15 protein-coding genes and 1 tRNA gene are annotated in these 14167 nt (G+C 63.7%); 4 read left to right on the top strand and 12 right to left on the bottom strand.

Features of this window, described 5'->3' with window-relative positions:
* Positions 1-198 precede the first annotated feature (198 nt).
* Positions 199-402, top strand: coding sequence for a hypothetical protein (locus LWW96_RS07115; RefSeq protein WP_291485431.1), 204 nt, complete (start codon positions 199-201; stop codon positions 400-402).
* A gap of 103 nt (positions 403-505) precedes the next feature.
* On the opposite strand, the gene LWW96_RS07110 is transcribed toward LWW96_RS07115, so the two are convergent.
* From LWW96_RS07110 to thrS, 9 genes are all read right to left on the bottom strand, one after another.
* Positions 506-582: transfer RNA gene (locus tag LWW96_RS07110), tRNA-Pro, on the bottom strand.
* Between the two features lie 29 nt (positions 583-611).
* Positions 612-1043 carry a MerR family transcriptional regulator gene (locus LWW96_RS07105; RefSeq protein WP_291485430.1) on the bottom strand — a complete coding sequence of 144 codons (432 nt, stop codon included), beginning with the start codon at positions 1041-1043 and terminating at the stop codon, positions 612-614.
* Positions 1044-1145: 102 nt separating this feature from the next.
* Positions 1146-1496 (bottom strand): integration host factor subunit alpha, encoded by a 351-nt coding sequence (locus LWW96_RS07100; RefSeq protein WP_291485429.1) that lies wholly within the window; start codon positions 1494-1496, stop codon positions 1146-1148.
* Between the two features lie 2 nt (positions 1497-1498).
* Positions 1499-3946: a phenylalanine--tRNA ligase subunit beta gene (gene pheT / locus LWW96_RS07095; RefSeq protein WP_291485428.1), complete on the bottom strand. Its 2448-nt coding sequence runs from the start codon at positions 3944-3946 to the stop codon at positions 1499-1501.
* A 159-nt stretch (positions 3947-4105) separates the two neighbouring features.
* Positions 4106-5158: a phenylalanine--tRNA ligase subunit alpha gene (pheS, locus tag LWW96_RS07090; protein ID WP_291485426.1), complete on the bottom strand. Its 1053-nt coding sequence runs from the start codon at positions 5156-5158 to the stop codon at positions 4106-4108.
* Positions 5159-5360: 202 nt separating this feature from the next.
* Positions 5361-5720, bottom strand: a complete 360-nt coding sequence (gene rplT / locus LWW96_RS07085; protein WP_005795139.1) for a 50S ribosomal protein L20 — start codon at positions 5718-5720, stop codon at positions 5361-5363.
* 25 nt (positions 5721-5745) lie between these two features.
* Positions 5746-5949 (bottom strand): 50S ribosomal protein L35, encoded by a 204-nt coding sequence (gene rpmI / locus LWW96_RS07080; protein WP_005795135.1) that lies wholly within the window; start codon positions 5947-5949, stop codon positions 5746-5748.
* A gap of 177 nt (positions 5950-6126) precedes the next feature.
* Positions 6127-6741 (bottom strand): translation initiation factor IF-3, encoded by a 615-nt coding sequence (gene infC / locus LWW96_RS07075; RefSeq protein WP_291485433.1) that lies wholly within the window; start codon positions 6739-6741, stop codon positions 6127-6129.
* Positions 6742-6827: 86 nt separating this feature from the next.
* Positions 6828-8747: a threonine--tRNA ligase gene (gene thrS, locus LWW96_RS07070; protein WP_291485424.1), complete on the bottom strand. Its 1920-nt coding sequence runs from the start codon at positions 8745-8747 to the stop codon at positions 6828-6830.
* Positions 8748-9200: 453 nt separating this feature from the next.
* On the opposite strand from thrS, the gene LWW96_RS07065 reads away from it, so the two are divergent.
* Both LWW96_RS07065 and LWW96_RS07060 read left to right on the top strand, forming a co-directional pair.
* Entirely contained in the window at positions 9201-10136 is a 936-nt protein-coding gene (locus LWW96_RS07065) for a glycosyltransferase family 2 protein (protein WP_291485422.1), read from the top strand.
* A 65-nt stretch (positions 10137-10201) separates the two neighbouring features.
* On the top strand, positions 10202-10588 hold the full coding sequence (locus LWW96_RS07060) for a GtrA family protein (protein WP_291485420.1): 387 nt from the start codon (positions 10202-10204) through the stop codon (positions 10586-10588).
* 112 nt (positions 10589-10700) lie between these two features.
* Here the strand turns inward: LWW96_RS07060 and aceA are convergent, their stop codons facing one another.
* The 3 genes from aceA to rraA form a co-directional block, all read right to left on the bottom strand.
* Positions 10701-12032: an isocitrate lyase gene (gene aceA, locus LWW96_RS07055; protein WP_291485418.1), complete on the bottom strand. Its 1332-nt coding sequence runs from the start codon at positions 12030-12032 to the stop codon at positions 10701-10703.
* A gap of 260 nt (positions 12033-12292) precedes the next feature.
* Positions 12293-12718, bottom strand: coding sequence for a gamma-glutamylcyclotransferase family protein (locus LWW96_RS07050; protein ID WP_291485416.1), 426 nt, complete (start codon positions 12716-12718; stop codon positions 12293-12295).
* Between the two features lie 60 nt (positions 12719-12778).
* Positions 12779-13294, bottom strand: a complete 516-nt coding sequence (rraA, locus tag LWW96_RS07045) for a ribonuclease E activity regulator RraA (protein WP_291485414.1) — start codon at positions 13292-13294, stop codon at positions 12779-12781.
* Positions 13295-13602: 308 nt separating this feature from the next.
* On the opposite strand from rraA, the gene LWW96_RS07040 reads away from it, so the two are divergent.
* Entirely contained in the window at positions 13603-13923 is a 321-nt protein-coding gene (locus LWW96_RS07040; protein WP_291485413.1) for an SWIB/MDM2 domain-containing protein, read from the top strand.
* Positions 13924-14167: the final 244 nt, after the last annotated feature.

Below are 14167 nucleotides of genomic sequence, written 5' to 3'. Positions count from 1 at the left end.
AGCGAAACGCGCGAAAACCGAGGATCGCGTGGTGCTACCGACAAGCCCAGGGTGGCCCCCTGGGCGCAGGAGGGAGTACCGCGCGAGACCGGTTTATCGCGCGTTGCAGCCGATGCTCCTTCTGCCGCGCAGACTCCTAGGGCCGACCTTGCTGGTCGGCGCCACCCACCCCCGACGAGCCCAGCGCAGGAGACGCAGATGACCTTGGAACGCAGAGCCACCAACGACCGACGCAGCGGAAAGGACCGACGGCAAACCGAAGCCGGCCCGCCGGGCAACTACGAACGTCGGCGTGCGGTGGAGCCCCGCCAGCCTGAATTGACCGAGCTGCACCTGAGCGATGAGGAACTGCGGGCGCTGGGCTTTCCGCACGGTACGCCGGCACCCAAGGCAAAAGGCTGATCCGCAAGGGCGGCGCTATCGCATCGCCTTTCCCTGCAGGCGGTCGAAAGACGCCCAAAGCAAAAAAGCCCAGAATCTTTCGATTCTGGGCTCTTGCTATCAATGGTCGGCGTGGCGGGATTCGAACTCGCGACCCCTTGCACCCCATGCAAGTGCGCTACCAGGCTGCGCTACACGCCGACAAGACTTAGATTATATACACAAAAATCTCAGCTGGGAGAAAGTAGCGCACGAATTTCAAACAATTCTTTGCGCACCGCGTTGGAATCCAGCGCGACGCCCCCCCGCGCATCAATGGAGAGGTCGCGCGCGGCATCCACCAGCATGCTGGGCAGTTCGGGTTCGTCCACCAGTTCCACAGCGGCTGCGTCGTTGCGGGCTGCATGGGCCAGTTCCTGCAGGCGGTTGCGCGCGCCGTTGATGGTGAAGCCTTGGTCGTACAGCAGATCGCGGATGCGGCGGATCATCAGCACTTCGTGGTGCTGGTAGTAGCGGCGGTTGCCGCGGCGCTTCATGGGGCGCAGTTGCGTGAACTCCTGCTCCCAATAGCGCAGCACATGGGGCTTGACGCCGCACAGCTCGGCCACTTCACCGATGGTGAAATAGCGCTTGGCAGGGATGGATGGAAGTGCGTTTCCCATGAAGGTTGCGTTCAGACCAGAGGGAGAAAGCCGGTGAGGGTACTGCAGACGGGCCGGCGCCGCCAGCCCGCATCAAAGTTTCGGCAACACATTGGCAATAATTCACAATGTGCCGGACGTCTGAATCTGCTCCTTGAGCTTGGTGCTGGCGTGGAACGTCACGACGCGGCGGGCCTTGATCGGAATGGCCTCGCCGGTGCGCGGATTGCGCCCCGGGCGCGGCGCCTTGGTCCGGATCTGGAAATTGCCGAAGCCCGACAGCTTGACGTCCTTGCCCTCGACCAGGCTCTGGGCAATGAGGTCAAAAAACGCGTCGATCATGTCCTTGGACTCGCGCTTGTTCAGGCCGATCTGGTCGAACAGCAGATCGGCCAGCTGGGCCTTGGTCAGTGCCGGGGTTTCCAGGCTCTCGACAGCAAATTCAATCACTGCATCACTCCCCTTCAACGTCATCGTCACACCCGCAGCCGCGCGCCGGTGTCCTGCACGAGGCGGGCCACCACCGCCTGCACGGCGGCCTCGATCTCGGCCTCGGTCAACGTGGCTTCGCCGCGGCCCAGCGTCAGGCGCACCGCCAGGCTCTTCTCGCCCGCTGCCAGGCCGCCGGCGGGTGCCGCCTCTCCCGGGCGCAGTGCCTTGGGCCGGTACACGTCGAACAGCACGGCCGAGCGCAGCATGCCCTGCGGGGCTGCGGCACGGATGGCGGCCATGATGTCGGCGTGCGTGACGCGTTCGGCCACCACCACGGCCACATCGCGCTCCACCGCCTGGTGCTTGGCCACTGGCTGGAATTGCGGCACGGCGCGCTGCAGCACGGCGTCCAGCTCCAGCTCGAACAGCACCGGCGCCTGGGGCAGGTCCCACGATTGGCGCCACTGCGGGTGCAGCTCGCCCACGAAACCGATGGCCTGGCCGCCCACCAGCACGCGTGCGCAGCGGCCCGGGTGCATGGCGGGGTGCGTGGCCGCTTCAAAGCTGGCGCGCAGTGGTGCCAGCAGCGCTTCCACATCGCCCTTCACGTCAAAGAAGTCGACGGCCTGCTCCTTGCGGCCCCACTGCAGCGTATCCGCCGCGCCGTAGGCCAGGCCCGCCACGCGCATGGGCTGGTGAAAGCCTTCCACCGTGGTGTCGCTGTTGCGCACGCTCGCGTCGCGCAGGAACACGCGGCCCAGCTCGAACACGCGCACGCGCTCGGCCTTGCGGTCGAGGTTGAACTTGAGCACCTGCAGCAGCGAGCCCAGCAGCGTGGAGCGCATCACGCCCATCTGGCTGGCGATGGGGTTGAGCAGCTTGATGGGCGTGGGGTTGGCCGCCAACTCATGCTCCCAGCGCTCTTCCACGAAGCTGAAGTTGATGGTTTCCTGGTAGCCCAGGCCGGCCAGTTGGCGGCGCACGGCAAACGGGCTGCGCGTGGCTTCGGGCGGCAGCTTGGGCGTGATGGGCGCCAGCGGCGGCGTGGTGAGCAGGTTGTTGTAGCCCACCATGCGGGCCACTTCCTCGATCAGGTCTTCTTCGAGGGTGATGTCGAAGCGGTACGAGGGCGGCGCCACGGTGAGCGTGCCCTCGCCTTCCGTCACCGGCAGGCCCAGGCCGCGCAGCGCGTCGGCGCACTGCGCCTGCGTGAGCGGCATGCCGATGACCTTGGCGGCGCGCGCCACGCGCAGCGTGACGGGCTGGGGCTGAGGCACGTTCACCTGCTGGTCGTCCATGGGGCCGCAGGCGGTCTCGGGCGTGCCGCAGATGTCGATGACGAGCTGCGTGATGCGCTCGATGTGCTCCACCGTCAGGCTCGGGTCCACGCCGCGTTCAAAGCGGTGGCCGGCGTCGGTGGAGAAGTTGAAACGGCGCGAGCGCCCGGCCACGGCCTTGGGCCACCAGAAGGCGGCTTCGATGTAGATGTTCTGGGTGTCGTCCGACACGGCCGTCGCGTCGCCGCCCATGATGCCGGCGAGCGACTCGACCTGGCTGTCGTCGGCAATCACGCCCACCTTCTCGTCCACCGTGATGGTGTTGCCGTTGAGCAGCTTGAGCTGCTCGCCCGGCTGGCCCCAGCGCACGTTCAAGGCGCCATGGATCTTGTCCAGATCGAAGATGTGCGAGGGGCGGCCCAGCTCGAACATCACGTAGTTGGAGATGTCCACCAGCGGCGACACGCCACGCTGGCCGCAGCGCGCCAGGCGGTCCAGCATCCACTGCGGCGTGGCGGCGCGCGTGTTCACGTTGCGCACGATGCGGCCCGAGAAACGGCCGCACAGGTCGGGCGCGCTGATCTTCACGGGCAGCTTGTCGTTCAGCGTGGGCTGCACGGCGGGGAACGACGGCTGCTTCAGCGGCGCGCCGGTCAGCGCCGCCAGCTCGCGCGCAATGCCGTAGACGCTCAGGCAATGCGCCAGGTTGGGCGTGAGCTTGAGCGTGAACAGCGTGTCGTCCAGGTTCAGGTAGGTGCGGATGTCCTGACCGACGGGCGCTGCGGCATCCAGCTCCAGCAAGCCGCCGTGGTCTTCGGACAGCTTCAGCTCGCGCGCCGAGCACAGCATGCCCTGGCTTTCCACGCCGCGCAGCTTGCCCACCTTGATGAGGAAGGGCTTGCCGTCATCGCCCGGCGGCAGCTCTGCGCCGACCAGGGCGCACGGCACCTTGATGCCCACGCGCGCGTTGGGTGCGCCGCACACGATGTTGAGCAGGGCGCCCTGCCCCACATCCACCTGGCACACGCGCAGGCGGTCGGCGTCGGGGTGTTGCACGGCCTCTTTGATTTCGCCCACGACGATCTTCGTGAACGGCGGCGCCACGGGGCGCAGCTCTTCGACCTCCAGGCCGGCCATGGTGAGGGTGTCGGCCAGCGCTTGGGTGCTCAGCGGGGGGTTGCAGAACTCGCGCAACCAGGACTCGGGGAATTGCATGGTGTAGTAACTCTTGGCTTAGGCTCTTGGCACTTGCTCTTGAAAAGATAGCTGCTTGCGCTTGTCAGTCTTCAGTTTCCATGCGAAATCGCATTGAAAACCAGTTGAATCAAGCGCTGGCAGCTCACTTTTTTGCAGTGCCTGGATGGATTCGCTGGCTTACTGGAACTGCGACAGGAAACGGATGTCGCCGTCGAAGAACAGGCGAAGGTCGTTCACGCCGTAGCGCAGCATGGTCAGCCGGTCGGGGCCCATGCCAAAGGCAAAGCCGATGTACTTTTCGGGGTCCAGCCCCATGTTGCGCACCACGTTGGGGTGCACCTGGCCCGAGCCGGCCACCTCCAGCCAGCGGCCGGCCAGCGGGCCGGTCTGGAACTGGATGTCGATCTCGGCGCTGGGCTCCGTGAACGGGAAGAAGCTCGGGCGGAAACGCAGCACCAGATCGTCGCTTTCAAAGAAGGTGCGGCAGAAATCGGTGAACACGACCTTCAGGTCCTTGAAGCTCACGTTCTCGCCAATCCACAGGCCCTCGCACTGGTGGAACATGGGCGAGTGCGTGGCGTCGCTGTCCACGCGGTAGGTGCGGCCCGGGGCGATCACGCGGATCTCGGGCATGGGCTGGCCCGCATCGAGCAGCGCGCGGTGCTTCTTGACGTGCTGCACCGCGTGGCGGACCTGCATGGGGCTGGTGTGCGTGCGCAGCAGGTTGGGGGCGGTGGCGGTGCCGCCCTCCACGTAGAAGGTGTCGTGCATGGAACGCGCGGGATGGTCTTCCGGCGTGTTCAGCGCGGTGAAGTTGAACCAGTCGGTCTCAATCTCGGGGCCCTGGGCCACATCGAAACCCATGGAGCCGAAGATGCCCTCGATGCGCTCGAGCGTGAGCGACACGGGGTGCAGCCCACCCTGCCCGCGCTGGCGGCCCGGCAGGCTCACATCCAGCGCCTCGGCCTTGAGCTGGGCCTGCAACTCGGCATCGGCCAGGGCCTGGCGGCGTGCCGTCAGAGCAGCCTCAATGGCTTGCTTGGCGAGGTTGATGGCAGCACCGCGGGATTTCTTTTCCTCCACGGACAACTGCGCCATGCCCTTCATGAGCTCGGTCACGCGGCCCGACTTGCCCAGAAACTGCGCCTTGGCGTTTTCCAGATCAGCAGGGGTAGCGCTTTGCGCGAACAACTGCGTCGCGCTCTCGACCAGGGAATCCAACTCGTTCATACCGACTCTTTCAGGACTTGCGCAAACAAAGGGGAATGCACCGGCGGCATCGCCCTGCGGCAGGCGTCTTGCCTCCACCCGTTGTGCGCAAATCGTTCTTTATCGACCCGTGAAAATGAACAAGGGCTAGCGCCTTTTCAAGCCCTAGCCCTTGCTGTTATTGCGCAAGCAGCTATCAGAACGATAGCCACTCATCGTGAACTCAAGCAGCCAGCTTGGCCTTGACTTGCTCCACGATGCTGCCAAAGGCAGCCTTGTCGTGCACGGCGAGATCGGCCAGCATCTTGCGGTCGATCTCGATGGATGCCTTCTTCAGGCCGTTGGCGAACTGGCTGTAGGTCAGGCCCAGTTCACGGGCAGCGGCGTTGATACGGGCGATCCACAGCTGGCGGAACACGCGCTTCTTGGTGCGGCGGTCACGGTAGGCATATTGCCCCGCCTTCATCACCGCCTGTTTGGCGATGCGGAAGACGTTACCGCGGCGACCACGGAAACCCTTGGCAAGGGCGAGAACTTTCTTGTGACGGGCACGGGCCGTTACACCACGTTTGACGCGAGGCATGTATGTACTCCTTGTTCGTCAGTTATTACAGGCCAGCGCTGGGCAGCATTTGTGCGATCGAGCCCATGTTGGTCTCATGCACATTCACTGCACCACGCAGGTGGCGCTTGTTCTTGGTGGTCTTCTTGGTCAAGATGTGACGCTTGAAGGCTTGACCGCGCTTGACGGTGCCACCGGGACGAACGCGGAAACGTTTTTTCGCGCTGCTCTTGGTCTTCATTTTGGGCATTTGAATGCTCCTTTGTTTGTGCTCGCGAGGCGTTTGCAGACCGATCCGCAAACTTGTTGGCCCCGAGCCACTTCTTTTGGAAGGTTTGCACCCCCCAGCGGCAGTGCGGATGCACTGCCTTTTCCAGGCCCCGCCTCCTTGCGGAAGCAGAACCCAAAACCCTAACCCTGCCGCCTGTCAGGCCGCGGCACCGCCCGCGGCGGGTGCAGCCCCGTCGGCCGCAGGCTTCGCAGCCCCGCCGCCAGGCTTCTTGCGCCCTGGAGCGATCATCATGATCATCTGGCGGCCTTCCAGCTTGGGGAACTGCTCGACGAGGATCGTGTCGCCCAGGTCGTCCCGGATGCGGTTCAGCAAGGCCAGCCCCAGCTCCTGGTGCGTGATTTCACGGCCACGGAAGCGCAAAGTGATCTTGCACTTGTCGCCATCCGCCAGGAACCGGCGAATATTGCGCATCTTGATGTTGTAGTCGCCATCGTCCGTACCCGGGCGGAATTTGACTTCCTTGATCTCGATGACCGTCTGCTTGGCCTTGGCTTCCGCAGCGCGCTTTTGCTCCTGGTACTTGAATTTGCCATAGTCCATGAGCCGGCACACTGGCGGATTGGCCGTGGCGGCGATCTCGACCAAGTCCACATCCAGCTCGCCTGCCATGCGCAAGGCTTCCATCAAGCTCACCACACCCAGAGGCTCATTGTCCGGTCCGGACAAGCGAACTTCCGGGGCCATGATTTCCCGGTTCAGGCGGTGCTTGCGTTCCTCGCGCTGGCGACGATCACGAAATTCCGTAGCGATGGCTGTATTCCTTCAAACAAAACACTACAATTTTTGTAGCAAAAACCGCCCACAAGGCAAGCGCCGAAGCTTGTTTTCAATAAAAATCAGGCTTTGGTGGCGATGTCCTGGGCGATCAACTGAGCGAACGCTTCAACGGACATCACGCCGAGGTCACGATTGCCACGGCCACGCACTGCGACGGCTCCGGCGGCCTTTTCCTTGTCGCCCGCGACGAGGATGTACGGCAGCTTTTGCAACGAATGCTCCCGTATTTTATACGTAATCTTCTCGTTGCGCAGATCGGTCACCACCCTAAGGTCTTGATTCGGCAGTGCTTTTTGCAGCTGTGCGGCAATTTCGCGACAGTAATCGGCCTGGGCATCGGTGATATTGAGCACCGCCACCTGCACGGGAGCCAGCCACACCGGCATGGCGCCGGCGTAGTGCTCGATCAGCATGCCAATGAAACGCTCCATGCTGCCCACCGTGGCACGGTGGAGCATCAGGGGGCGCTTGCGGCTGCCGTCTTCGGCCACGTATTCGGCGTCCAGGCGCTCGGGCAGGTTGGGGTCGATCTGCATCGTGCCGCACTGCCATTGGCGGCCCAGTGCGTCCTTGAGCGTGTACTCGATCTTCGGGCCGTAGAAAGCGCCCTCGCCTTCGGCGATCTCGAATTCACAGCCCGAGTGGCGCAGGCCGTCCATCAGCGCCTTTTCGGCGCGGTCCCAGGCTTCTTCCGAGCCGATGCGCGCCTCGGGGCGCGTGGCCACCTTGTAGATGATGTCGGTGAAGCCGAAGTCCTTGTAGACCTTCTGCACCAGGGCCGTGTAGTTGGCGCATTCCTCCTGCACCTGCTCTTCGGTGCAGAAGATGTGGCCGTCGTCCTGCGTGAAGCCACGCACGCGCATGATGCCGTGCAGGCCACCGGTCGGCTCGTTGCGGTGGCAGGCGCCAAACTCGCCGTACCGCAGCGGCAGGTCGCGGTAGCTCTTGATGCCCTGCTTGTAGATCAGGATGTGGCCCGGGCAGTTCATCGGCTTGAGCGCGTACTCGCGCTTTTCCGACTCCGTCGTGAACATGTTGTCACGGTACTTGTCCCAGTGGCCCGTCTTCTCCCACAGGCTCTTGTCCAGGATCTGCGGCCCCTTCACCTCCTGGTAGCCGTTGTCGCGGTACACGCGGCGCATGTACTGCTCCACCTCCTGCCACAGCGCCCAGCCCTTGGGGTGCCAGAACACCGTGCCAGGCGAATGCTCGTCCAGGTGGAACAGGTCCAGCTCACGACCCAGCTTGCGGTGGTCGCGCTTTTCGGCCTCTTCCAGCATGGTGAGGTACTGCTGCAGCTCTTCCTTGCTGGCCCAGGCGGTGCCATACACCCGCTGCAGCATTTCGTTGCGATGGTCGCCGCGCCAGTAGGCTCCCGCCACCTTCATCAGCTTGAAGTGCTTGAGCTTGCCCGTGCTGGGCACGTGAGGGCCGCGGCACAGGTCTTCGAAGCTGCCCTCGCGGTACAGGCTCACGTCCTCGTTGCTGGGGATGCTGGCGATGATCTCCGCCTTGTAGTTCTCGCCCAGGCCCTTGAAATAGGCCACGGCCTCGTCACGCGGCAGCACGCGCCGCACCACGGGCTCGTCCTTGGCGGCCAGCTCGGCCATGCGCTTTTCGATTGCGGCCAGGTCCTCGGGCGTGAAGGGGCGCTTGTAGGCGAAGTCGTAGTAGAAGCCGTTCTCGATCACCGGCCCGATGGTGACCTGCGCTTCGGGAAACAGCTCCTTGACGGCATAGGCCAGCAAGTGGGCCGTCGAGTGGCGGATCACTTCCAGGCCATCAGCGTCCTTGGCGGTCACGATGGACAGCGGACTGTCGGCCGTGATCTGGTAGCTGGTGTCCACTACCTTGTCGCCAATCTTGCCGGCCAGGGCGGCCTTGGCCAGGCCTGCACCGATGGAAGCGGCCACCTCGGCCACCGTGACCGGACCAGGGAACTCGCGTTGCGAACCATCCGGAAGCGTGATGTGAATCATGGGAGCTGTCTTTCTCTTCGTGAATCAGAAATCGGGCACGCGCCAGGCCCGGAAACAAAAAAGCGCGGAACCGGTCCGCGCTTTTGGAGGGGGAAGTGCAATCTCGTGCAGGCGCGAACAGCCAGCCTCAGCGGCCGGCGAGAGTGATCTCCGAGGTAGTTCGCGGTGTCATAACCAGATTGCCTTTCTCGCTCTTGTGCATTGAAGTTGCCGTCATTTTACTCCGGCTGCGGTTCCGCCGGCCCCACCGAGCGCGGGGAAAGCGTGGCGGCCGCCAGACAACCGCGCCGCGCCCGGCCATTTTCGACCGAGAATCCCGCCATACGGTTCAAACCGCGAAATGTGCGACAGTCCCGCGCAGAGGCTGCGCCACGGTTCCTTTGGAGAGCAAAGCACCGTCGTCGCTCCGGTGCTTGCGGCCGGGTCCGGCGCAGCCGATTTCTGATCATACTTATGCAACCTGAGATTTCCGTCGTCATCCCGGTGTACTGCGAGGCTGCGGGCATCCGCGTCACGCTGCGCGAAGTTGAAAAATACCTCTCCCAGTGCGCATCGACCTGGGAAATCGTGGTGGTGGATGACGGCTCCAAGGACAGCACCTGGGACGAAATCACCACCCTGTCCGCCGGCATGCCGGGGTTGCGCGGCTTGCGGCTGAGCCGCAACTTCGGCAAGGAGGCCGCCGTGTCCGCTGGGCTGGCCGCCGCCCGCGGGCGGGCCGTCGTCCTGATGGATGGCGACATGCAGCACCCGCCCTCCCTGCTGCCCACCCTCGTCCAGACGTGGCGAACGGGCGAGGCCGACATCGTCGAGGCGGTCAAGTCCAGCCGGGGCAACGAATCCGCGATGTCCGCCGCCCGCGCCAAGCTCTTCTACCTGATCCTGCGCGCCTTCTCGGGCCACGACCTGAACGGCGCCTCCGACTACAAGCTGCTGGACCAGCGGGTGGTCGAGGCCTACCGGACGATGAAGGAACGCAACGTGTTCTTTCGGGGGATGGTCAGCTGGATGGGGTTTCGCACCACGCAGATTCCCTTTCAGGTGGAGCCCCGCATTGCGGGCGATTCGGGGTGGTCCGTTTTCGGCCTGGTCCGGCTCGCGGCCGTGGCCGTGACAAGCTTCAGCACCTTTCCGCTGCACCTGATCACCATCTTCGGCCTGGTCTTTTTCGCCTTCTCGGTGTTGCTGGGTGTCCACACGGTCTACATGAAGCTCTCCGGTGCGGCCATCACCGGCTTCACCACGGTGATCCTGCTGCTGCTGATCATCGGCAGCTCGCTCATGATCGGACTGGGCATCATTGGCGAGTACCTGGCGCGCATCTACGAGGAAGTGAAACAACGTCCGCGGTACATTGTTTCGCAAGAACTGCCGGGCCCCAGGCGATGACGCACGACCCGCACAACGCACCGCATCCGGCCACAGCGGCAGCAACACCGCGGGCTCTGCCCCCCTTGTCCCGGTTGCTGCGCTACGGGGTGGTGGGCGTGCTCGGCGCCGTGGTGCACATGTCCACCCTGTTTCTGCTGGTGGAGATGCATCTGGCCGATCCGGTGGCGGCCACCACCGCGGGGTTCATTCTGGCCCTGCTCATCTCCTACCTCGCCAACCGGTTCTGGACCTTCGGGTTCTCGGGCAGCTACTGGGCTTCGATGATCAAGTACTGCGTCGTGTCGCTGATCGGCCTGGGCCTCAACATCCTCATCATCAAGCTCTTCACCGACGTCCTCGGGTTGTGGTACGGGTGGGGGGCCATGGCGGCGGCGGTGGCCGTGGCGCTGAACAACTTCTTGCTGAACAACGCCTGGACCTTCCACAAGAATTGCGGCGCCTCGCAATAAGCAACCCTGCGCGACCGGCAAGGCACCATGAAAAAAAGAAAGCCACCCGGGCGGGTGGCTTTCTTGCAGGTGACGGAGCCACGCTCAACCCCTCGCTGGAGGGGCCGGGAGATCAGTGGAACTGCTCTTCTTCGGTAGAACCCGTCAGCGCCTTCACGCTGGACGAGCCACCCTGGATCACCGTGGTCACGTCGTCGAAGTAGCCTGCGCCCACTTCCTGCTGGTGCGACACGAAGGTGTAGCCCTTGTCGCGTGCAGCGAATTCAGGCTCTTGCACCATTTCCACATAGTGCTTCATGCCTTCGCCCTGGGCATAGGCGTGGGCGAACTGGAACGTGTTGTACCAGTTGATGTGGATGCCGGCCAGCGTGATGAACTGGTACTTGTAGCCCAGCGCGGACAGCTCTTCCTGGAAGGCTGCGATCTGCTTGTCGTTGAGGTTCTTCTTCCAGTTGAAGGAAGGCGAGCAGTTGTACGACAGCAGCTTGCCGGGATTGGCGGCCAGCACGGCTTGGGCGAATTCACGGGCAAAGCCGATGTCGGGCACGCCGGTTTCGCACCACACCAGGTCGGCATAGGGGGCGTAGGCCACGCCGCGGCTGATGGCTTGCTCCAGGCCGTTCTTCACGCGGTAGAAGCCTTCTTGCGTGCGCTCGCCGGTCAGGAAAGGCTTGTCGTTGGCGTCGTGGTCGGACGTGATCAGGTTGGCAGCCTCGGCGTCGGTGCGGGCCAGCACGATGGTGGGCACGCCCATCACGTCCGCCGCAAAGCGTGCGGCGATCAGCTTCTCGCAGGCTTCTTGCGTGGGCACCAGCACCTTGCCGCCCATGTGGCCGCACTTCTTCACGGCAGCCAGCTGGTCTTCGAAGTGCACGCCGGCAGCGCCCGCGGAGATCATGTTCTTCATCAGCTCGAAGGCGTTGAGCACGCCGCCGAAACCGGCTTCCGCGTCAGCCACGATGGGCAGGAAGTAGTCGATGAACTCCTTGTCGCCGGGATTGACGCCACGGCTCCACTGGATTTCGTCGGCACGCTTGAAGGTGTTGTTGATGCGGCGGACCATGGTGGGCACCGAGTCGTACGCGTACAGCGACTGGTCGGGGTACATGGTTTCGCTGGTGTTGCCGTCGGCGGCCACTTGCCAGCCCGACAGGTACACGGCTTCGAGGCCGGCCTTGGCCTGCTGCATGGCCTGGCCAGCGGAGATGGCGCCAAACGCGTTCACGTAGCCCTTCTTGGCGCCGCCATTGATCTTGTCCCACAGCTTTTCAGCGCCGCGCTTGGCCAGCGTGTACTCGGGCTGCAGGCTGCCGCGCAGACGCACCACGTCGGCGGCGGAGTAACCGCGCTTCACACCCTTCCAGCGGGGGTTTTGCGCCCAGTCTTTTTCCAGGGCGGCAATTTGCTGTTCACGGCTCAGTTGTTCGTTGAGGGATTGGGGCATGAGATCACTCCAGAGGGTTGGTTGAAAACACCGGGCTGCAGATGCCGCCCTTGGAGACAACTGTAAGTCTTCTATAAGACCTGCGCAAGCTCTTATGTCTTATACAAGAGATAAATTTTTCTCTTACACATCAATAGCTTAGCAACACACTCCCTCAATGTGAAAAAGAATTTCTCATATTGAGAAAAAATTTCGCAGCGCAGCAATCGTTGCAATTCACATCATGAAAAGCAACTCTCATCACACAAAAAACGCACCCGTCATCGCAGCGACGGCTGCGGCGCCACCGCCTGCATCCAGTCCCCGCCAGGCACGCGCAGTGCAGGCTGGGCGTAGCGGGGGTTGATTTCGTACACCAGGCACTGCAGCACCCGGGTGTCCACCGCGACGTCGATCTCGCGCTTGATGTACTCGTCCGTGGGGTGGGAGCCGAGGTCCTCGATTTCGTCCAGCAGAGGCTCCAGGGCCGGGTCGATGGCGTAGACCTCCCCTTGCACCCATTCGCTGCCGCCCAGCGTCATGCCGGGATAGGCCCCCAGGTGGTAGAGCACGCCGGCCACGCGCGCCGCCCCCACGAAGCGGGGAGCGGGGCGCAACCGCGTGATGTCGTTGATGCCGCCGCGGCGCAGCGTGCCGTAGACAAAAACATGGCGGAGGGCCGGCGCTGCCGGCGTTGGTTCGGGCATGGCAGAGGGCTCCGGGCCAGGAAAAACGAAAGCGGGTGGCGGGGCCAGGCCCCGGGCGATCTACTTGGACAACGGCTGCGCGCCCACCACGATGCCGTCGGCGTCGGCGTACAGCCAGTCGCCCGGCCGCACCCAGACCCCTTGCATCTGCACCGGCACGTCTCGCTGGCCTTCCCCCCGGCGCTCCGTGGGCAGCGGCATCAGCGCCAGCGCCCGGATGCCGACCGCCGCAGCATTCAGTTCGGCCACGTCGCGCACGCAGCCGTTGACCACCAGCCCGGCCCAGCCGTTGCGGGCCGCCGCCGCAGCCAGGTTGCCGCCCACGAGTGCCCGGCGCAACGATGCACCGCCGTCGACCACCAGCACGCGCCCCTCGCCCGACGATTCGACGGCCGCCTTGACCTGGGTGTTGTCCTCGTGGCACTTGACGGTGCTGACCGGTCCGGCAAACGCCGCCACCGCGCCATAGCTCTGGAACACGGGCGGGAGCACGCGGAAGGCGCCGCTCAGGTCGCCCTTGTGCGCGTCACAGAAATCACAGGTGCTGAACGTCGGAACGGGGGGAACGGCAGACATGCTGAAGCCTTTCAAAAAAACGAAACGTGGGCAGTCGGTCCGCCAGCGCCACAACGGCACGGCGGGGGTTCGCCTTGCATTGTCGTACAGCGAAAACACCCTGCCGCAAGCGCCCCGAAACCTCTGAATTGTCAACAACGGCGCGCTTTGCGGGCCGCTTTGGGCCGGAACGCGGCGCCACGGCTACAAATCGAGGCAAAAAAAGCCCCGCTTCCCTTGGAAACGTGTTTTTTTCCCAGTAGCATCGGCCTGCCAGTGGGAAAGCGTCGTCTTCGCTGGTGAAAATCTACTTCCAAGGAAAACCCAACATGGCAACTGCAAAAAAAGCTCCGGCAAAAACAGCCCCCGCAGCCAAGAAGGCTGCTGCCCCCGCCAAGAAGCGCACCCCCAATGCCGCCTTCATGAAGGCGCTCACGCCCAGCCCCGCGCTGGCTGCCGTGGTGGGCTCGGCGCCTCTGCCGCGCACGGAGATCATCAGCAAGCTGTGGACCTACATCAAGGCCAACAACCTGCAGGACGCCACCAACAAGCGCAACATCAACGCCGACGCCAAGCTGAAGGAACTGTTTGGCAAGCCCCAGGTGTCGATGTTTGAACTGGCCGGCCTGATCGGCAAGCACGTCAAGTAAGCGCTGCTGCGCAAACTCCCCCAAAAGCCGGCTTTGCCGGCTTTTTTCATGGCGGCGGCCCGGCGTGTGGCAAATTGACATCAATGCAAATGAGAATGACCCGCATTTGATGTAACATAAAGCTGCAAGTCGAAGCACAGCCATGTTCATCTAGCCACTGCCTCTCGTCTGCGCCCGGCGCTTTCACGCGCCCACAGCACATTTCCCTTTGACGGAGGCCAATCTTGGCGAAAAACCGCGCTCA

The sequence above is a fragment of the Acidovorax sp. genome (assembly GCF_021287135.1).
Taxonomy (GTDB): domain Bacteria; phylum Pseudomonadota; class Gammaproteobacteria; order Burkholderiales; family Burkholderiaceae_C; genus Acidovorax.
The sequence above is the reverse complement of the archived record's forward strand: the minus strand, read 5'-3'. Positions and strand labels throughout refer to the sequence as shown.